Source organism: Luteipulveratus mongoliensis, assembly GCF_001190945.1.
Classification (GTDB): domain Bacteria; phylum Actinomycetota; class Actinomycetes; order Actinomycetales; family Dermatophilaceae; genus Luteipulveratus; species Luteipulveratus mongoliensis.
Map to the genome: position 1 here is coordinate 42,067 of NZ_CP011112.1, position 18,397 is coordinate 60,463.

The 18,397-nt window shown below is 68.6% G+C and carries 18 protein-coding genes; 12 read left to right on the forward strand and 6 right to left on the reverse strand.

Annotated elements, in window-relative coordinates; all coding sequences use genetic code 11:
• Genes VV02_RS00220 through VV02_RS00230 form a run of 3 tightly spaced genes read right to left on the reverse strand, consistent with a single transcriptional unit; the run spans position 1 to position 1,650 of the window.
• Positions 1 to 714 carry a hypothetical protein gene (locus tag VV02_RS00220; RefSeq protein ID WP_052589181.1) on the reverse strand — a complete coding sequence of 238 codons (714 nt, stop codon included), beginning with the start codon at positions 712 to 714 and terminating at the stop codon, positions 1 to 3.
• The gene (locus tag VV02_RS00225; RefSeq protein WP_052589182.1) at positions 711 to 1,232 is read right to left on the reverse strand and encodes a sigma-70 family RNA polymerase sigma factor; all 522 of its coding nucleotides are present in this window, start codon (positions 1,230 to 1,232) and stop codon (positions 711 to 713) included. The genes VV02_RS00220 and VV02_RS00225 overlap by 4 nt, the downstream gene beginning before the upstream one ends.
• A 52-nt stretch (positions 1,233 to 1,284) precedes the next feature.
• On the reverse strand, positions 1,285 to 1,650 hold the full coding sequence (locus VV02_RS00230) for a cupin domain-containing protein (protein ID WP_052589183.1): 366 nt from the start codon (positions 1,648 to 1,650) through the stop codon (positions 1,285 to 1,287).
• 65 nt (positions 1,651 to 1,715) lie between these two features.
• Between VV02_RS00230 and rsgA the strand changes: the two genes are divergently transcribed.
• The 4 genes from rsgA to VV02_RS00250 all read left to right on the forward strand — a co-directional run bounded on the left by rsgA (position 1,716) and on the right by VV02_RS00250 (position 8,846).
• The gene (gene rsgA, locus VV02_RS00235) at positions 1,716 to 2,777 is read left to right on the forward strand and encodes a ribosome small subunit-dependent GTPase A (protein WP_052589184.1); all 1,062 of its coding nucleotides are present in this window, start codon (positions 1,716 to 1,718) and stop codon (positions 2,775 to 2,777) included.
• A gap of 70 nt (positions 2,778 to 2,847) precedes the next feature.
• Positions 2,848 to 3,495: a GNAT family N-acetyltransferase gene (locus tag VV02_RS00240; RefSeq protein WP_052589185.1), complete on the forward strand. Its 648-nt coding sequence runs from the start codon at positions 2,848 to 2,850 to the stop codon at positions 3,493 to 3,495.
• 239 nt (positions 3,496 to 3,734) lie between these two features.
• Positions 3,735 to 6,242, forward strand: coding sequence for a S53 family peptidase (locus tag VV02_RS00245; RefSeq protein ID WP_157063194.1), 2,508 nt, complete (start codon positions 3,735 to 3,737; stop codon positions 6,240 to 6,242).
• A 108-nt stretch (positions 6,243 to 6,350) separates the two neighbouring features.
• The gene (locus VV02_RS00250; RefSeq protein ID WP_157063195.1) at positions 6,351 to 8,846 is read left to right on the forward strand and encodes a translocation/assembly module TamB domain-containing protein; all 2,496 of its coding nucleotides are present in this window, start codon (positions 6,351 to 6,353) and stop codon (positions 8,844 to 8,846) included.
• A gap of 24 nt (positions 8,847 to 8,870) precedes the next feature.
• Here VV02_RS00250 and VV02_RS00255 read toward each other — a convergent pair whose 3' ends face one another.
• Positions 8,871 to 9,761: an alpha/beta hydrolase gene (locus tag VV02_RS00255; protein WP_052589188.1), complete on the reverse strand. Its 891-nt coding sequence runs from the start codon at positions 9,759 to 9,761 to the stop codon at positions 8,871 to 8,873.
• Between the two features lie 69 nt (positions 9,762 to 9,830).
• Positions 9,831 to 10,583: a helix-turn-helix domain-containing protein gene (locus VV02_RS00260; RefSeq protein WP_052589189.1), complete on the reverse strand. Its 753-nt coding sequence runs from the start codon at positions 10,581 to 10,583 to the stop codon at positions 9,831 to 9,833.
• Positions 10,584 to 10,718: 135 nt separating this feature from the next.
• On the opposite strand from VV02_RS00260, the gene VV02_RS00265 reads away from it, so the two are divergent.
• The 8 genes from VV02_RS00265 to VV02_RS00300 all read left to right on the forward strand — a co-directional run bounded on the left by VV02_RS00265 (position 10,719) and on the right by VV02_RS00300 (position 17,105).
• Entirely contained in the window at positions 10,719 to 11,057 is a 339-nt protein-coding gene (locus VV02_RS00265; protein ID WP_052596351.1) for a DUF1330 domain-containing protein, read from the forward strand.
• Positions 11,058 to 11,085: 28 nt separating this feature from the next.
• On the forward strand, positions 11,086 to 11,697 hold the full coding sequence (locus VV02_RS00270) for a 4'-phosphopantetheinyl transferase family protein (protein WP_157063196.1): 612 nt from the start codon (positions 11,086 to 11,088) through the stop codon (positions 11,695 to 11,697).
• Positions 11,698 to 11,879: 182 nt separating this feature from the next.
• The gene (locus VV02_RS00275) at positions 11,880 to 12,185 is read left to right on the forward strand and encodes a metal-sensitive transcriptional regulator (protein ID WP_052589191.1); all 306 of its coding nucleotides are present in this window, start codon (positions 11,880 to 11,882) and stop codon (positions 12,183 to 12,185) included.
• A gap of 29 nt (positions 12,186 to 12,214) precedes the next feature.
• Positions 12,215 to 12,421, forward strand: coding sequence for a heavy-metal-associated domain-containing protein (locus VV02_RS00280; protein ID WP_052589192.1), 207 nt, complete (start codon positions 12,215 to 12,217; stop codon positions 12,419 to 12,421).
• Complete coding sequence (locus VV02_RS00285) at positions 12,418 to 13,392, forward strand: hypothetical protein (RefSeq protein WP_052589193.1); 975 nt, start codon at positions 12,418 to 12,420, stop codon at positions 13,390 to 13,392. The genes VV02_RS00280 and VV02_RS00285 overlap by 4 nt, the downstream gene beginning before the upstream one ends.
• Positions 13,393 to 13,526: 134 nt before the next feature.
• On the forward strand, positions 13,527 to 15,794 hold the full coding sequence (locus VV02_RS00290; RefSeq protein ID WP_052596352.1) for a heavy metal translocating P-type ATPase: 2,268 nt from the start codon (positions 13,527 to 13,529) through the stop codon (positions 15,792 to 15,794).
• Positions 15,791 to 16,456 carry a DUF4396 domain-containing protein gene (locus VV02_RS00295; RefSeq protein ID WP_218917321.1) on the forward strand — a complete coding sequence of 222 codons (666 nt, stop codon included), beginning with the start codon at positions 15,791 to 15,793 and terminating at the stop codon, positions 16,454 to 16,456. Before VV02_RS00290 ends, VV02_RS00295 begins: the two co-directional genes overlap by 4 nt.
• A 160-nt stretch (positions 16,457 to 16,616) precedes the next feature.
• Positions 16,617 to 17,105 (forward strand): ASCH domain-containing protein, encoded by a 489-nt coding sequence (locus tag VV02_RS00300; RefSeq protein ID WP_052589194.1) that lies wholly within the window; start codon positions 16,617 to 16,619, stop codon positions 17,103 to 17,105.
• A 1-nt stretch (position 17,106) separates the two neighbouring features.
• On the opposite strand, the gene VV02_RS00305 is transcribed toward VV02_RS00300, so the two are convergent.
• Positions 17,107 to 18,288, reverse strand: a complete 1,182-nt coding sequence (locus tag VV02_RS00305) for an ROK family transcriptional regulator (RefSeq protein ID WP_052589195.1) — start codon at positions 18,286 to 18,288, stop codon at positions 17,107 to 17,109.
• Between the last annotated feature and the right edge of the window lie 109 nt (positions 18,289 to 18,397).

The following is an 18,397-nucleotide window of genomic DNA, read 5'->3' on the forward strand; positions in this document are numbered from 1 at the left end:
TTATCGGCTCGCCGCCTGACGCGGCGGGGTGTTGAGCAACGCGTTGATCAGAGTGATCACGTCGGCATCGGTCCAGCGTCGTTTGCCGGTGTCGTAGGTGAGGAAGACGCCGATCGCGCCGTGACCGGGTCCTTCCTTGATGAGCCACCACTCGTCGGACCAACCGCCAACTGCGTCACCCTCGAGCACGAGTGCACCGATGCCAGAACTGACAGCGACTCTGCGCTTCGTGCCGTACGAAATCATTGTTTCGTCGATCTTGAGAGCCTGAGAGACGGACACATTGGCCAACATGTCCTTGGTCATCCAGGTCGCCGACGCGCCTACAGGCTGCTGTCCCGCCATCATCGATCCGTCGCCCGCGGAGAACACACCGGGACCGGCCTTGCCGAGGTGCTTCTTGACCCACGCCTGAGGGATTCGGCCGTCGCAGGTCGATGGCTTGAGGGTGCACCCAGGCAGCTCGCCCTGATCGACATGTAGGCCGGAGCTGCCGGGCATCGGGGCAGACGACTCAGGTTTCAACGTGGTGCCCACGACCAGTGCGCCTCCGACGAACAGCACCATTGCCATCACGAGACCGCCGACCTTCAAGGCGGTCTGCCGACGCGCCCGGCGAGCGCCGCCAGCAACAGCGCGCTCGATGTCGACTCGCGGCTGGACGCCGCCGAGCTCGTCGCGCAGCAGCCGGCCAATCTGCTCATCCGTCTTCATGACGCGGCTCCTTTCGCGAGCTCGGACGCTCCCCAGACCTCGCGCAGCACACCGAGACCCTCGCGTGTCGCGGCCTTGACGTTGCTCTCGGAGATCCCCATGGACTCGGACACCTCGGCGACCGAGAGTCCTTCGACGTGACGCAGCAGCACGGCGAGGCGCTGTCGCTGACTCAGCCGGGCGAGTGCAGCCACCAGCTCAGGCGTGTCCTCCACGCTGCGCAACCGGCCGTCGTACGCCGGCTGCTCGGGCACCGCATCGACGCTCACCTCACGCCTGAACCAGGCGCGGCGCTGTTCGTCGATCAGGATGCGTACCAACACTTTTCGCGCGTAGGCGAGAGGCGAGGAAGCCGTCCGACCAACGCGCGGCCAGGCGACATACATCTTCTCGAGCGTCGTCTGCACCAGGTCATCAGCGCGGTGCCGGTCACGCGACGCGCCGTACGCGACGCGATGCAGGTGCGGGATCGCGCCAGCCGCGAACTCGCGGTACGCGCGTTCCTGTCCTTCGTCCATGTGTCACTCCCCTCTCACCCCTACAGACGCGACACGTGACGGAACGGACAGGTCAGCCGAGCGAGTCGTCGTACGACGCCGTCAGCTCTCCCCCTGCGTCACCGGTGTTGACGACGCCCGTCGGCTCGATCAGGAGAGCGTGAACCTCGCCGTCGGCGACGGGACAGTGCTCGACACCGCGCGGTACGACGTACAGCTGGCCCGGCTTGAGCGTCACGTCCCCGTCTCGCAGCTGGATGGTCAGCTCGCCGTCGATGACCAGGAACAGCTCGTCGGTGTCCTCGTGGGTGTGCCAGACAAACTCACCCTTGAGCTTGACCGCCTTGATCTCATAGTCGTTGAGCCGCGCGATCACCTTGGGCGACCAGTGGTCGGAGAACTGCGACAGCTTGTCTGCGATATCGATCGGCTCGTTCATGTCATCACGGTAGGCCGCTCCGTAAACCGGTGGCCGCGAGCCGGAGTCATTGGGAGAGTCGACGGATGACTGATCTGCTGAGCGCCCTCGGATGGGACGCCGACTGGGAGAGCACCTTCGCGTCGTACGCCGACCGTGGGCTCGTGCCTGCGCGCGTCGGGCGGGTCGATCGCGGGCGCTTCGAGGTGCTCACGGGCGACGAGACCCTGCTCGCGCTCGGTCAGATCGGCGCCGGGACGCTCATCGAGCAGCAACCCGCGACCGGCGACTGGGTCGCCCTCGACACCCAGCCCGAGGGTCTGGTCATCACCGACGTCCTGCCCCGACGGACGCTCATCATGCGCAGTTCGGCGGGCCGTCGGTCCGAGGGTCAGGTCATGGCTGCCAACGTCGACACGGTGCTCATCGCCGTCCCCTTGGAGCGGGAGACCAAGCTGGGCCAGCTCGAACGCTTCCTGACCGTCGCGTGGGAGAGCGGTGGTCAGCCGCTCGTCGTGCTGACCAAGGCCGACGTCGCCGACGACATCGAGACCGCCCAGTTGCGGGTCGAGGAAGCCGCCCCGGGCGCGACGGTGCTGGCTCTCAGCGCCGAGACCGGCGAGGGCATGGAGGCGCTGCGCGCGGCTCTCGGTACGACGACCGCGCTGCTCGGGCAGTCGGGCGCAGGCAAGTCGACGCTCGTCAACACGTTGGCGGGCGAGGAGGTCATGGCCACCCAGGAGACCCGGCAGGACGGCAAGGGCCGCCACACGACCACGACACGTGAGCTGATCGCGCTGCCCGGCGGCGGCGTACTCATCGACACTCCAGGGCTGCGTGGCATCGGGGTTCATGACGCGAGTGACGGTGTGGCGCAAAGCTTTTCGGACATCGAGGAGCTGGCTGAGGCGTGCCGCTTCGCCGACTGCGTCCACGAGACCGAGCCGGGCTGTGCAGTTCGGGGTGCGATCACGGACGGACACCTGACGGAGCGTCGACTCCTCAGCTATCGCAAGCAGCTGCGCGAGGTCGAGTGGGCAGGTCGGCGCAACGACCCGGCGGCGCGCGCCGCGCACGCGAAGCGGTGGGCGCGGATGACACAGGCCAACAAGGGCCTCGGGCAGACCAAGCGCAGCGATCGGCCCTAGCGATTAACAGGTCATTTCGTGCCCTGGAGGGCACGTGATGACTCCCCGGTCCTCAAGGCAGGATGGGGGCATGAGCGACCTGGGGGCGTCGATCCGCGCATGGCAGCTGGGCTGGACCGCGTGCAAGGGGCTGCGGCCGGCGTACGAGATCGACGGTGGGCTGGAGGTCCACGTCGCGCAGCCGGGACGCGAGCGAGAGGCGTTCGCCCTCAGCGACGACGTCGAGACGGTCAGCCAGCTGGCGTCGTACGCCGCGGGTGCCGACGTGCCCACCTGGCTCACGGTGATGACCAACGAACCGGACCGTACGACTGAGGCGCTCACCGCAGCCGGGCTGCTGGTGCCCGGGCCGCACGAGACGTTCATGACCGCCGAGGTGACCCGGGTGCGAGCCCAGCGGCCTCCGGACGGCTACACCGTCACGGTCCAGCAGACGAGGTCGGTGCTGCGCGCGACCGTACGCGCGGCCGACGGCGATGAGGCGGCCAGCGGCACCATGGCGGTGCACGACGACCACGCGGTGGCCCACGACATCGTGACCGAGCCCGATCATCGACGGCGCGGCCTCGGCTCGGTCGTCATGGCTCGGCTCGGCATCGCCGCGCACGATCTCGGGGCACGTACCGCCTACCTCATCGCCAGCCCGGACGGTGAGCGCCTCTACACCTCGCTCGGGTGGGAGCCGCTCAGCAGCGTGGTGAGCGGCCACCCTCGATGACAGCCGCGAGACAGCGCAACTGACTACGGTCGGAGCACGCGGTGGGGGCGGCAGCTCGTGACGGGGGTCTGAGCATCTCTTCCGGCAACAGTTCCCGGCGCCCATCGCGTCCTGTCAGTACACGCTGTCGACAGAAGGGGAATGCTGTGCGATTCAGTGGAATCAGAGGACAACGAAGTCAGCAAGGGCGCCACCGAGCGCTGCGACGGGGCGCCGCCGGCCTGGCCGCGGGTGCACTCGTGGTGGGCGCATTGGGGCCGGCCTTCGCCGCATCCGATGCTGATGCCGCCGCGTGCAACGGGCAGTGGCGACCGGCGGCCAACCCACCTCCGGAGGGGTTCGAGGCACGGGCGGTCAAGGCCATCGCCACCAACGACGTGTGGATGGGCGGCAGCGCGGACGACGGCAACCTTGCGCACTGGGACGGCAAGACGTGGTCCACGCAGGACGCTCCTGGGATCGGCTTCACCGAGACGATCTCTGCCGCAGGGGGCCGGGACGTCTTCGCGGCGGGCCCGAGGGGCTTCCTCACCAGCGCCATCGCCCATTTCGACGGCAAGACGTGGTCGGCTGTCCCGTGGCCGACCGATGTGCCGGAGGACGCGCCGATCATGGACATGACGGCACTCGGCAATGGCGCCCTGCTGCTCGCGAGCTGGAAGTCCACCGCGGTCGGCGCCGTGCCACTCCTGCAGCGCTATGACGGCAAGTCCTGGAAGGCGATCGCCAACGACCTGCCCGGGTCCAGCTACGCCGTGCCCCTCAGTGTCGGCAAGAGCCCGACCGGCGAGGTGTGGGTCACTGGGGAGGACGTCATCGATGAAGGCGGCACGTTCGCCAGCAAGTACCTGTGGTCGGGCAAGCTCGTCGGCAACCGGTTCCAGCGGATCGAGATGCCACGCATCCCGCGCGAGACCGAGACACAGACCCACGCGATGACCTTCGCCAAGGACGGGTCTCCAATCGTGGGAGGCCACACTGCCCATGGCGACTGGGGCGGTGTCGCGATCTATCCGTTCACGTCGACCTTCCACAACGGTGCGTGGACGATGCAGGCCGAGCACGCTCCGGTCGCGGGCAACACCATGACCAGCGGACTCGCGACCATCGGCTCGACCACCTGGTCGGCTTCCGCCGCCACGATCTACTCCAAGGACTGGACGACCCTCGCGACCCTCGATCGCGGTCGCTGGTCGCCGCCACGTCAGTACGCCGCCATGACGGACCAGCTCGCCGGCGGCATCTCCGGTCTCCCCGACGGTCACGGCTGGATGCTCACGGCGACCTTGCCGGACGACCCGAACTCGCCGTTCGCCACCCATCTCTGGACGATGTGCGGCGCACCACCAGCAGCCGCCGCGGGCGCAGCCGAGCCGGCCGGTACGACGACCGCTCCCGCCGCGCCTCCAGCGAAGCTTCTCGCCGGACCGCGTCTGTCCGCCGCCGAGCGGTCCGCGCAGCTCAAGGACCAGCGCGCAGACGTGCGCAAGGGGCGACCGACGGTCCCGGACGGCGTCGCCTCAGCAGCAGACGGGCAGCGCAGCCAGGGGTCGACCGGACGTCCGGTGAGCGGTCCGGCGATCGACAAGCTGCGCCAGTCCAAGAGGGCCGCGAGCTCGTACGTCGCCAAGCCCGTCTGTGCGGCGCCTGCGGGCGCGTCGAAGGCACCCGCGTCGAAGGCAGGCGCGTCGCGGTGCCTCGCGTCGGTGTTGGCTCCTGCCACGGCGACACACGGCGTACCCGCGCTTGCTGGCCCGAGCGAGCCGCCACCGGCCGGTTACACGGCCAAGGAGTTCCGGGCGGCGTACCAGCTGCCCGCGACCGGCGGCAAGGGGCGCACCGTCGCCGTCGTCGCTTACGGCGGCTACCCGCGGCTTGAGGCGGACCTCGCTCAGTACCGCGCAGCCACCGGATTGCCTTCCTGCACAACGAAATCCGGATGCCTGACCATCGTCGGACAGGATGGTGGCGAGCCGCCGCCTCCCACGACCGACGAGGAAGAGGGCTGGCAGCTGGAGCAGGCCCTCGACGTCCAGGCCGTGTCGGCGACCTGCCCGGACTGCAAGATCCTGGTGGTTCAGTCGAGCGCGCCGTACGACAAGGACCTCGGCATGGCCAACCAGGAAGCGGCCAAGCGTGGGGCGTACGTGATCAACAACAGCTTCGGTCGTGACGAGGACGTTGATGACCCCGCCACCGCGACGACCTTCGTACCGAAGGGCGTGCCTCTGGTGGCGTCGACCGGCGACTACGGCCACGGGACCAGCTTCCCTTCGACCGTGCCGTCAGTGATCGGTGCCGGAGGCACGCGCCTCCTGGAAAGCCCTGGTACGCAACGAGGTTGGCGGGATGACGTCTGGGCGTACGGCGGTGGCGGCTGCTCCGCCATCCAACCTAAGCCGGCCTGGGAGAAGGACCCGCTCTGCCTGCACGGGAAGGCATCGGCGGTCGATGTCTCCGCGGACGGCGACCCGGGCTCGGGGGCTGCGGTCTACTTCGAGCAGGGGCTCGGCGGAGAGCCCGGTGGTTGGTACGTCGTCGGCGGCACCTCGCTGTCGTCGCCTTTGACGGCCGGCATGATCGCGCTGCACGGCAAGCCGGTCACGAGCGCGAGCATCTGGGCGCGCTCCTCGCACAACCTCGACGTCAGCACGGGCGGCACGAACGGCTGGTGCGCGCCGGCCCGTGAGTGCAAGGCAGTCAAGGGGTACGACGGCGCCACGGGTTGGGGTGTCATCCGCCCCTGACGCTGGTGACAGTGCCCGCCCCGGTTCGCTCCAGGGCGGGCACCGTCATGTCCATGTGACGCATTCCGAACCTCACCCGACGTCACGCAGCTGTGGCAGCCTCGCGGCATGGGGACGGTGAGTGGGGGCGTGTCCGCGGCGTGGCGCTGGCGGATCACGAACGCGATCCGGAGCGGGACGGTGATCGACCTTGGTGGTCCTGATCCGACCGCCAAGGAAGGCTGGACGGAGGTCCATACGATTCCAGCTGCGGTCATTCGCGAGTGCTTGCTGTCGAACGACCTCCGGCCCGAGCCACCCGGCCTGCGCATCAGAGGCGCACTGATCGAGGGAGAGCTGGACCTCTCGTACGCCGAATTACCTTGCAACATCGGGCTCGTCGCCTGTCGTCTTACCGCTCTTCGGGTTGTCGGCGCCAGTACGCGTTGGCTGAGCCTGGATCGGAGCTTCCTCACCGAGGTGGGGGCCTTTGACGCCAAGATCGGCAGAATCTCCCTTGCCGGAGCGACCGTGTCCAACCCGGACGGGATCGCCCTCGACCTGGACGGAGTCGAGATCCACGGCAGCTGGTTCGCGGACAGGATGCAGGCCACGGGCCAGATTCGCGCACTCGGCGCGAAGATCGGCGGTCGACTCTCGTTGCGAGGGGCCACCCTGTCCAACACGTCCGGCGACGCCCTCAATCTGGACGGCGCAGAGATCCACCGCGGCTGGTTCGCGGACAGGATGAGGGCCACGGGCAAGGTTCGAGCCGTCAGCGCCAAGATCAGCGGCGCGCTCGTCTTGCGGGAGGCGATCCTGTCCAACCCGGACATGAGCAACCCGGACGCGGACGCGCTCAACCTGGACCGCGCAGAGATCCAAGGCGACTGGTCTGCCAACGGGCTGCAGGCCATCGGCGAGGTCCGCGCCCGCGGTGCGAAGATCGGCCAGCTCACCCTCCAGGACGCAACCCTGTTCCATCCGAACGGGAAGGCCCTCACCTTGGACGGCGCCGAGATCCAAGCCGCCTGTCTCGCGAACAGGTTGCAGGCCACCGGCGAGATCCGTGCTGTCAATGCCAAGATCGGCGGTCTGCTGTACGTCGACGACGCACGCCTGAGCGCGCCTGGCGGAAATGCCCTCACCTTGGACGGCGCCGAGATCCACGGCGACTGGTCCGCTGACAGGCTGCATGCCACCGGCGAGGTTCGCGCCCGCGGGGTCAGGGTCGGGGGCCAGCTCAAGTTGAACGAGGTGAGGCTGGACAACCCGGGCCAGAATGCTCTCAACCTGGGCCGGGCAGAACTTCGGGGCGACTGGTCCGCGAGGAAGTTGAGGGCCACCGGGCAGGTCCGCGCCCGCGGAGCGAAGATTGGTGAGCTCACCCTCGACGACGCAGTCCTGACCAACCTCGGCGACAACGCCATCACACTCGATCGGGCTGAGATCCAAGGCGACTGGTCCGCGGACAGGTTGACGGCCGAGGGCCGGGTCCGCGCCCACGGAGTCAGGGTCGGAGGCAAGCTCAAGCTGAATGAGGCGCGACTGTGCAACCCAGGCAAGAGTGCCCTCAACCTGGGACGCGCAGAGATCCAGGGCGACTGGTCGGCATACAAGCTGCGGGCCACCGGCGAAGTCCGCGCCCGTGGTGCGAAGGTCGGCCAGCTCTCCCTCAACGATGCGATCCTGTCCAACCCGGCCGGCGACGCGCTCACGCTCGATCGGATTGAAATCCAAGGTGACTGGTCCGCGGACAGGCTGAGGACCACGGGCCGGGTCCGCGCCAAGGCGGCGACCATCGGCCGCCAGCTCACCCTTCGCGACGCAACTCTGTCCAACCGGCACGAGAGCGCCCTCGGCACGGACAAGATCGCGCTCAACCTGGAGAGGGCAGAGATCGCGCACCTCATCCTGCACCTGACCCCGGAAAGCATCGGGGGCCTCGAGGCCTTTGGAGTCGGTGTCAGGAACCTGGAAGTCTCAGGCACGTTACCCACGCCGCTCACAGGGTCCGGGTGGTCGATCGGAGACCTGCACGGCCCGGTTCGCACAGACCGGCGGGTCGCCCAGACCTGGCTCGACTCAGCCCCTCGGTTCGTCAGTCAGCCATGGCAAGAGATCGCCGCCGTCTACGAGCACAACGGACAACCAGCCGACGGACGACGGTTGCGCTTCTCCGCCGCCCACCGAACAGCCAAGCACTCGCCCGGATCGACTCGCATCGTTCGCTACGCCTACGGCGCGCTCGTCGGTTATGGCTACTACCCACTGCTCGCGCTGATCTGGCTCGTCCTGCTCGCTGGTCTCTGCTGGGGCGTTGCCGTCGACCGCGACTCGTTCGCACCCACGGCCGCCGCCCGAGCCACGACCCAGGCTGGACCAGCCTGTCCTGGCACGCCGCTGTCGGCAGCCACTCCACGGAACTGCCTCATTCCGGACTACCCCGAGTACAACCCGTTGCTCTACGCCATCAACACCGTCACGCCCGGGTCGCTCCAGGACTCTGCCTGGGCGCCAACAGGCACGATCCGATCGTTCACGGTCATGATGGCGAAGACCGCCGGATGGGTCTTGGCCGCCTTCCTCCTCGCCGGCCTGACCGGCTTGCTCAAGAAGACCTGAAGGCCGAGGACGCGGACATCAGCGCTAGAGGTGCTCAGCCAAGAAGGCGACAGCGCGATCCCACAGAGGCTCGATCGGCGTACCGAGGAAGACGTGGTCCGCGCCCTCGACAACGTCCAGCTCGCACGGCGCCCCGATGGCCCGCGCGGCAGCATCAAGGCGTACGGCCTGGTCCAGCGGAGCGATGTCGTCCTGATCGCCGTGCATGACCAGGATCGGTGGCGAGTCCGTCCGCACGTGGCCGACCGGTGAGAAGCGAGCCGCGAGGCCAGCCCGCTCCTCATCGGACGCGTCCGGCCAGAGGAACTCCTGCAGATCCGGGAGCACAGTCAGGTCCGAGGCGCCGTACCAGTAGACGATCGCGCTGACATCTGCTCGACCTGCACCGACGCCGACATCGCCGAGCATCCACGGGTCCGGCTCGGGCGCGCTCCCCGCGAGCGCGGCCAGGGCGACCAGGTGGGCGCCGGCCGAATCACCCCACACACCAACCCGATTCGGGTCGAGCCGGAGCTCGGCGGCATAGCGACGCAGATATCGAAGAGCGGCGACGAGGTCGTGGACCGCTGCTGGCAGGACCGCCTCACGAACCAAGCGGTAATCGGGTGTTGCGACAGCGAAACCCGCGGCGATCAGCCGCTCGAACATCTCCTGCTGCGGCCACTGCAAGGGCACCTGACGTCGGTCGCCCGTCGCCCAGCCGCCGCCGTGCACCCACAGCACCACCGGCGCCGACTCGACGCCCCGTGGCACGTGCAGGTCCATGACCATCGGCCGGTAGCCATCGACCATGGCGTACGTCAGGCCCGTCCACGACTCCGCACCGGCCAGCGGACCGACGCTGATCGGCGGGAAGTGGGTGATCGGCGGCCACGGCCCGTCGTCCACAGGTGGGCGGAGCTCGCGAATGTCCATAGCCACACCGTGCCGCACACCTCGGACACCCTCGGCAGAATTTCGCCGAGGGCGAAGTCCGATCTCTGGTCAGACTCCGGCGAGTGCGCGGGTCTCCTCGTCGGCCGGATAGAACGTCTCGATGGCCAGCTCGGACAAGGTCACCTCGTGCGGAGTCCCGAACACCGTGGTCGCGGAGATGAACGACCACACGTCATCGTCGATGCGCAGCCGTAGCGAGATGACCAGCTCGGCATCCTGGGCTGCGTTCGCCGGCACCGGGCCGAACTCCTCCAGCAGCGTCGCGAGCCGCGGGTCGGCCGACGCCTCGAGCTCACGCGCGACGCGAGCCAGGAGGTGCGTACGCCACTGGTCGAGATTGACGGTGCGCGGCGCGAGTCCGCGAGGGTCCAGCGCAAGGCGGATGACGTTGATCGGCGGTTCCAGCAGGTCGGGCGCGACGCCTTCGACCAGGCGGTAGATCGCGTCGTTGGCCGTCACCAGATCCCAGCCTGTGTCCACGACCAGCGCGGGCCACGGCATGTGACCCTGCACGATCTGCTCGATCGCCCGATTCGCCTGTGCCATAGACGGATCGGAGAGGGCGTGCTCCGGATGTGCGGGCGCGAACCCGCCGGCGAGCAGCACCCGATTCTGCTCACGCAGGGGTACGTCGAGCTGGTCGCAGATCCGCAGGATCATCGCGCTGCTGGGCCGCGCACGACCGTTCTCGAGATAGCTCAGGTGGCGCGCCGACACCTCCGCCTTGTTGGCCAGGTCCAGCTGCGACAGGTGCCTGCGCTGCCGCCAGGTGCGCAGCAGCTGGCCGGTGGTCTCGCTCATGGGCCCGACGCTAGTCGGGTGAGGCGGGCGTACTCCATGACCTCCGAGGTCATCGACGTGATGACGCCGGCGACCGCAGAGTGGTGCTCACCAGACCACGACCCACCTCGACCCACCTCGACCCAAGGAGCAGCCATGACCGCCCCCGCCTATGCGATCGCGTACCTCACCGAGATCCGGATCGGCGACGAGATCAAGGAGTACATCCGCCGCATCGACTCGACGGTCGACGCCTTCGGCGGGCACTTCGTCATCCACGGCGGCGACCTGACCGCGATGGAGGGCGAGTGGCCCGGCGACATCATCATGATCGCCTTCCCGAGTAAGGCCCTGGCACTGGAGTGGTACGCCTCGCCCGAGTACCAGGACATCCTCGCCCTGCGGACCGAGCACAGCGAAGGCATCGCGGCGATCGTCGAGGGTGTGCCGGCCGGCTACCGCGCGGTGGCGAAGCTGGACCAGCTCCCCGCGTGATGGTCCACGCGGCGTCTACGGTCAGAGCGTGCTCTGCCGATCAGCGCCCACCGAGCGCGTCCTCGCCGAGGCCGCGCTCGTCGGCGATCCGCTGGCGCTCCTGAGCGAACCCGAACGCGCGCGCCACGACCGCCTGCAGCGACCCGCGGACCGAGCGGACTTCGTGGCAGCCCGCGCACTCGTACGTGTGCTGCTGGCTGAGCATCTCGACGTCTCATGCGCGCATGATCTGGTCATCACGCAGGTCTGTGCGACGTGCGGCGGACCGCACGGACGTCCGCGGCTCGAGGGGTACGACGGGGTCGGACTCTCGTGGGCCCACGGCTCGGGCGTCGTCGCGGCTGCGGTAGGGCCGGGCGCCATCGGGATCGACGTCGAGCTGGCAGGCCCGGCCGAGCGACCGCCCTCGCTCGGTGGGCGCAGCCCGCAGACCTGGCACGGCTGGACGCGGGCGGAGGCACTGGTCAAGGCCGGCGCTGGTGACCTCGACGAGATGCTCGGGCGCCCGGACGACCGCCCACCGGCGTACCACGGTCAGCGCGGCCCATCGGGACTCGTCCTGACCGACTGGGCCGATCCCGCCACCGGGACGGTCGGCACAGTGGCCGCGGCGTCAGCAGTCGTCGTACGCCTCGGCTGACCCCCAGACCCCGCTGGTCGAGTAGCCGGAGCGCTAGCGGAGGCGTATCGAGACCTCGTAACCGCGCGCACCTGGTCTCGATACGGCTCGCCCTTGGGGCTCGCCTACTCGACCAACGGGGTTGCGGAATTACCCTAGGGGGGTATGGTGTTCTTCGAGGCAAGCAATCGAGGAGACCCACCATGAGCGACACCGCCCACGAACACCACCATGGCTACATCAACCGCAAGGACGACTACCTCAAGCGGCTGCGTCGCATCGAGGGTCAGGCCCGCGGCCTGCAGCGGATGGTCGAGGAAGAGCAGTACTGCATCGACATCCTCACGCAGGTCAGCGCCATGACGAAGGCCCTGCAGTCGGTCTCGCTCGGCCTCCTCGAGGAGCACCTGAGTCACTGCGTCGTCGACGCCGCGCGCCAGGGTGACGCCGAGGCGCAAGTCAAGATCAAAGAGGCCTCCGACGCCATCGCCCGCCTCGTCCGTTCCTGAAAATACCTGACACCCAAGGAGATTCGACCATGAGCGACATCGCCACCTACACCGTGACCGGCATGACCTGCGCACACTGCGTCGCCTCCGTGACCGAAGAGGTCCAGGAGATCGCGGGCGTGAGCGACGTCAAGGTCGACCTCGCGTCAGGCGCACTCACCCTCACCAGCGACCAGCCCATCGAGCGTGCCACCGTCAGCGCGGCCGTCGATGAGGCCGGCTACGGACTGTCATGAACGCGTTGACCAAGGTCGGCGGCTTTGCCGTTGGTGTGGCCGCCGTCTTCGGAGTCGGCATCGCCGGCGGCCACGTCGTCGGTCCTGTTGAGACGGATGACCCGCCCGCCCACGCACACGACGCGGCCGGCCCGTCCGAGAGCGGCACGGGGCATGCGGGTCACGGCGACGACATGACCGCCGCTCCCGCTGCGGCCGCCCTGCCCGGGGGCCTCCAGGTCGCTCAGGACGGCTATCGACTGGCCCTCACCCGGCGTACGTCAGCGGCCGGACGGCAGTCGGTGAGCTTTACGATCACCGGCCCGAAGGGTCGGCCCGTGACGGCGTACGACACTCAGCACGACAAGCAGCTGCACCTCATCGCGGTGCGTCGTGACATGTCCGGCTTCCAGCACGTCCACCCGACGCTGGCCAAGGACGGTCGCTGGTCCACCAACCTCGACCTGACACCCGGCCAGTGGCGAGTCTTCGCTGACTTCAAGGCAACTGGCGGTCCGGCGCTCACTCTTGGCCAGGACCTCGACGTAGCCGGTGCCTACCAACCGGCTCCCGAGGTCCGCACCCGCACGACCACGGTCGTGGACGGCTACACCGTCCGGCTGACCGGAGCACTGGCCGCCGGGAAGTCGACGCCACTCACCCTGTCGATCACCAAGGCCGGCAAGCCGGTCAACGACCTGCAGCCCTACCTCGGTGCCTACGGGCACCTGGTCGCGCTGCGCGCCGGTGACCTCGCCTACCTGCACGTGCACCCCGAGGGCGAGCCCGGTGACGGCAAGACCAAACCCGGCCCCAACGTGACCTTCATGGCCACCGCGCCGAGCGTCGGCGACTACCGGCTCTACCTCGACTTCAAGCACGGCAACACAGTCCGTACGGCGGAGCTTGCTCTCCCGGTCGGCTCACCTGCTCCTTCGAGCGACCCCACCACGCCCGCGTCCGACCACGACGCCACCCCACACACCCATTAACTGCTGGTCGAGTAGCCGGAGCGCTAGCGGAGGCGTATCGAGACCTCGTGACCTCGTGCACCTGGTCTCGATACGGCTCGCCCTTGGGGCTCGCCTACTCGACCGGCGGAAGCGACGAGCATGAGGAGGACGAGATGACGACGCACACCAACGACACCCAGACCGACAGCATCGAGCTGGCGATCACCGGGATGACGTGCGCCTCCTGCGCCAACCGGATCGAGCGCAAGCTCAACAAGCTTGACGGTGTCACGGCCACGGTGAACTACTCGACCGAGAAGGCGAAAATCGAGTTCCCCCAGTCGGTTTCGACCGATGACCTGCTCGCCACGGTCGAGTCCGCGGGCTACCAGGCTGCTCTGCCCACGCTGCCACGCGCGGCCGGCGACGACGTCCCCGAAGCCAGCGACCCGGCGTACGAGCACCTCCGCTCTCTGCGCGAACGCCTGATCATCTCCGCAGCGTTGAGCGTGCCGGTGATCGTGCTGGCCATGGTGTCGGCGTGGCAGTTCGACTACTGGCAGTGGCTGTCGCTGACGCTCGCAGCACCCGTGATCACCTGGGGTGCCTGGCCGTTCCACAAGGCTGCCTGGACCAACCTGCGGCACGGCACCACCACGATGGACACGCTCGTCTCGGTGGGCACGCTGGCGGCGTTCGGCTGGTCGCTCTACGCGCTGTTCCTCGGCACGGCGGGCGAGACCGGCATGACGCACCCGTTCCGGTTCACCATCGAGCGCTCCGACGGCGCGAGCAACATCTACCTCGAAGTCGCCGCGGGTGTCACGACGTTCCTGCTCGCCGGTCGCTACTTCGAGGCGCGTTCCAAGCGGGCCTCTGGCGCGGCGTTGAAGTCGCTCATGGAGCTCGGCGCCAAGGAAGTCTCCGTTCTCCGCGATGGACGCGAGGTCCGTACGCCGGTCGCTGACCTGGTCGTCGGCGACGAGTTCGTGGTCCGCCCCGGAGAGAAGATCGCGACGGATGGCGTTGTGGTTGAAGGCCGTTCGGCAGTCGATGCCTCCATGCTGACCGGCGAGTCCGTGCCGGTCGAGGTCAGTGTCGACGATGCCGTTGTCGGTGCCACGGTCAACGCCGGAGGCCGTCTCGTCGTACGCGCCTCTCGGGTCGGCTCCGACACGCAGCTCGCGCAGATGGCGCGGCTCGTCGTGGACGCACAGAACGGCAAGGCTCAGGTGCAGCGCCTGGCCGACCGCATCTCCGGGATCTTCGTGCCCATCGTGATCGCCCTCGCCATCGGCACCCTCGGCTTCTGGCTGGGGACGGGTGCTGGGGCGTCGGCCGCCTTCACCGCAGCGGTGGCCGTGCTGATCGTCGCCTGCCCGTGTGCGCTCGGACTGGCGACGCCGACGGCGCTCATGGTCGGCACCGGTCGAGGCGCCCAGCTGGGCATCCTCATCAAAGGACCCGAGGTGCTGGAGTCGACTCGTCGCGTCGACACGGTTGTCCTGGACAAGACCGGCACGGTGACGACCGGCGAGATGACGCTCGCGGACGTCGTACTGGCTGATGGTGAGTCGCGCGCTGAAGTGCTCCGCCTCGCTGGGGCTGTCGAGTACGCCTCTGAGCACCCGATCGCCCGCGCCATCGCGACCGCGGCCGGTGAGGTGCCGGCCGTCGAATCCTTCGAGAATGTCGAGGGATTCGGTGCTCAGGGCGTAGTGGACGGACACGCTGTAGTCGCCGGCCGGCCGGAGCTGTTGACGCAGTGGTCGATCACCCTGCCTCCCTCGCTGAAGTCTGCGCTCGACAAGGCACGTGCCGCCGGCGCGACCGCGGTGGCCGTCGGCTGGGACGGCCAGGCGCGCGGCGTGCTCTCCGTCTCCGACCGCATCAAGCCCACCTCGGCGGCTGCGGTGCGTGGCTTGATCGACCTCGGACTGCGCCCGGTGCTGCTGACCGGCGACCACGAGACGGTGGCGCGATCAGTCGCCGACGAGGTGGGCATCGACGAGGTAATTGCGGGCGTACTGCCCGAGGACAAGGTTGATGTCGTCAAACGCCTTCAGGCAGAGGGACGTTCGGTCGCGATGATCGGCGACGGCGTCAACGATGCAGCAGCCCTTGCGCAGGCCGATCTCGGACTCGCCATGGGCACCGGCACGGACGTCGCGATCGAGGCCAGCGACCTGACCCTGGTTCGCGGCGACCTGCGCGTGGCGGTGGATGCCATCCGGCTCGCCCGCCGAACGCTGAGCACGATCAAGAGCAACTTGTTCTGGGCGTTCGCCTACAACGTGGCCGCGATCCCGCTGGCCGCGTCCGGGCTGCTCAACCCGATGCTCGCCGGAGGAGCGATGGCACTCTCATCCGTCTTCGTCGTCTCAAACAGCCTGCGGCTGAGGGGTTTTCGCGCCAAGGCGACCAGCGAGGAGACGCAATGAGCAGTATCCGCCGGTTCGACCCGATGGCCGCGAGCGCGACCCTGCACTGCCTGACCGGCTGCTCGATCGGCGAGATCGCCGGTCTGCTGATCGGCACGCACCAGGGGTGGGACAACCTGCAGACGACGGTGCTGTCGATCGCGCTGGCGTTCGTGTTCGGCTACGCGCTCTCGTCGCTGCCGGTCGTGCTCGCGGGTGTCAGCGTCGGTGCCGCGCTCCAGCTCGTGCTGGCCGCTGACACGCTGTCGATCTTCACGATGGAGGTCGTCGACAACGCGGTCATGAACGTCGTGCCGGGCGCGATGGACGCCGGCCTCGACCGGCCGCTGTTCTGGGTGTCGATGATGATCGCGCTGACGGTGGCATTCGCTGCGGCGTACCCGGTCAACGTCTACCTCATGGGTCGCGGCAAGGGCCACGCGCTCACGCACCAGTACATGGGCCACGGCAGCGGCGGCGACGAGCACGCTGGGCACGACATGGCTGAGCACGACATGGCTGCACACGAGGTGCCCCGTCGGCGCAGCCGCTGGACGGGGCCGAGCGCATCGACGCTGGCCGTCGGGATCGCCGGATTCCTGCTCGGCGGGCTCGTAGTCTCCATCGGCGTCGAGCTCGATGACGACGCTCCCGCGCCGCCGTCCCACTCGATGACCCCCTGACACCGGCGCGACCGCGGGCCGGCGCCCCGACCGACTACCCCGCCGTCACGGTCACTTCCCCGGGTGAGATGACTCGTCATGTCACCCGGAGGAGTGGCCACACGGGCGGGGTAGTGACAATGCCGCGCAGTTGGTGGGTGTTGGGGCTAGCCTCGCGAGCGTGATCGACATCGACCGGGCGGCCGTAGAACGCTTCTGGGCTGCGTTCTGCGCGCATCGAGGCAAGGATCTCCCCGTTCCGACCGCCGAGACGTTCGGTGACAGCCCCGAGATGGCGGACGAGCTGCTCGGGCTGGTCCTCGACGGCACCAAGCGGGCGACCGCCAGCGCCCATGACAGCTACGCCCCCGCCGGCGAGGATCTCCCACAGGTTGCGGATCGCTGGATCCCGTGCGATGGCAAGGGGATTCCGCGTTGCGTCCTCGAGACCACCGACGTACGCGTCGGTCCGCTGGACAGCGTCGACGACCAGTTCGCGTGGGACGAGGGCGAGGGAGACCGGTCGCGCGCGTACTGGCTGTCGGAGCACCAGGGGTTCTTCGAGCGCACAGCCGCCGGCGACGGGTTCACCTACAGCGAATCGATGCCCACGGTGTTCGAACGGTTCGCGGTGGTCTGGCCGCCCGAGCTCGCCGACTCACCCCGCTGAGCTAGAGCTGGGCGTCACGAAGGTGCGCCACGCCAGCGACCGCGAGGTCGATCGCGCCCCGCACCTGCGCCTCGATGCCCAGCTCACCGGACACGATGTCGACCGCCTGCGCGATGTCGGGCTGCGCGTACCGATCCAGCGCGGCCTGCAACCCGCGGTGAATCGCCGCTGATCGACCGAACGGTCCCCCGATGATCACCAGCGACGGGTTGAGGGTGTTGCACAGGTCAGCCAGCACTCGGCCGACCGCACCGCCCGCCTCCTCCAGGACGCGGCGCACACCTGGGTCGCCATCGCGCTCGAGCTGCTCGACGGTGGCCGGCTTCAAGGCGATGTCGTACGCCGGTTGGAGCAGCTCGATCAGTCGCGGCACCGAGACCTCGGTCTCGAGACACCCACGGTTGCCGCACCGGCAGACGGCCCCGTGCTCGCGGACGCGTACGTGCCCGATCTCACCGGCGTGCCCGGTCGAGCCCTTGTAGACCTGCCGCCCGATGACCAGACCGGCACCGAGTCCGCTGGCGAGCTTGAGATAGATGAAGTCGTGCGCGCCGCGACCCGCGCCACGATGCAGCTCGGCCAGCGCTCCGAGGTTGGCGTCGTTGTCGGCCATCACCGGCACGTTGATGCGCGAGGCGAGGTCCTCCACCGGCACGACGCCGCGCCAGCCCGGCATGATGTCGGTGCTGATGCGGGCGGAGCGTCGGTCGATCGGGGCCGGGACGCACAGCCCCACACCCACGAGGGTGAAGCCGTCGACGGACGCGACGGACTGATCCAGCAGATCGACCGCGACATCGAGCGTGCGCGGACCACGCTCGTCGGCGTCGATCTTCCGCTCTTCCTCGTGCAGGACGGTGCCGGTGCGGTCCGCGATGGCGACCCGGACGTGCCGATGACCGATGTCGATCCCAGCCACCCCGCCGGCCGGCATCGACAGCGCCACCATGCGCGGCGGCCGACCGCTCCCACCTTTATGCGGCGTGCCGCAGTCGGGCCGCTGCGTCAGAAGCCCGTCCGAAAGAAGGTCGCGCACCAGGCTGGAGATCGTCGTGGGCGACAAGCCCGTACGACGCGCCAGGTCCGCGCGGCTGCACGCACCATCCTGGGCGAGGGCCCGCAGGACACTGCGTCGGTTGGCGGCACGCAGTCGTACGAGGGCTCCGGGCTCGGTCTGAGTCACTGGTCAGCACCTTTGCTGGATATGTACGGACTCTGGAGAAAAGCCAGGTATAGAGCCCGTCGTTAACCATTTCTACGCAGATATCCCACCGTAGGTTAACCGCGTCAGC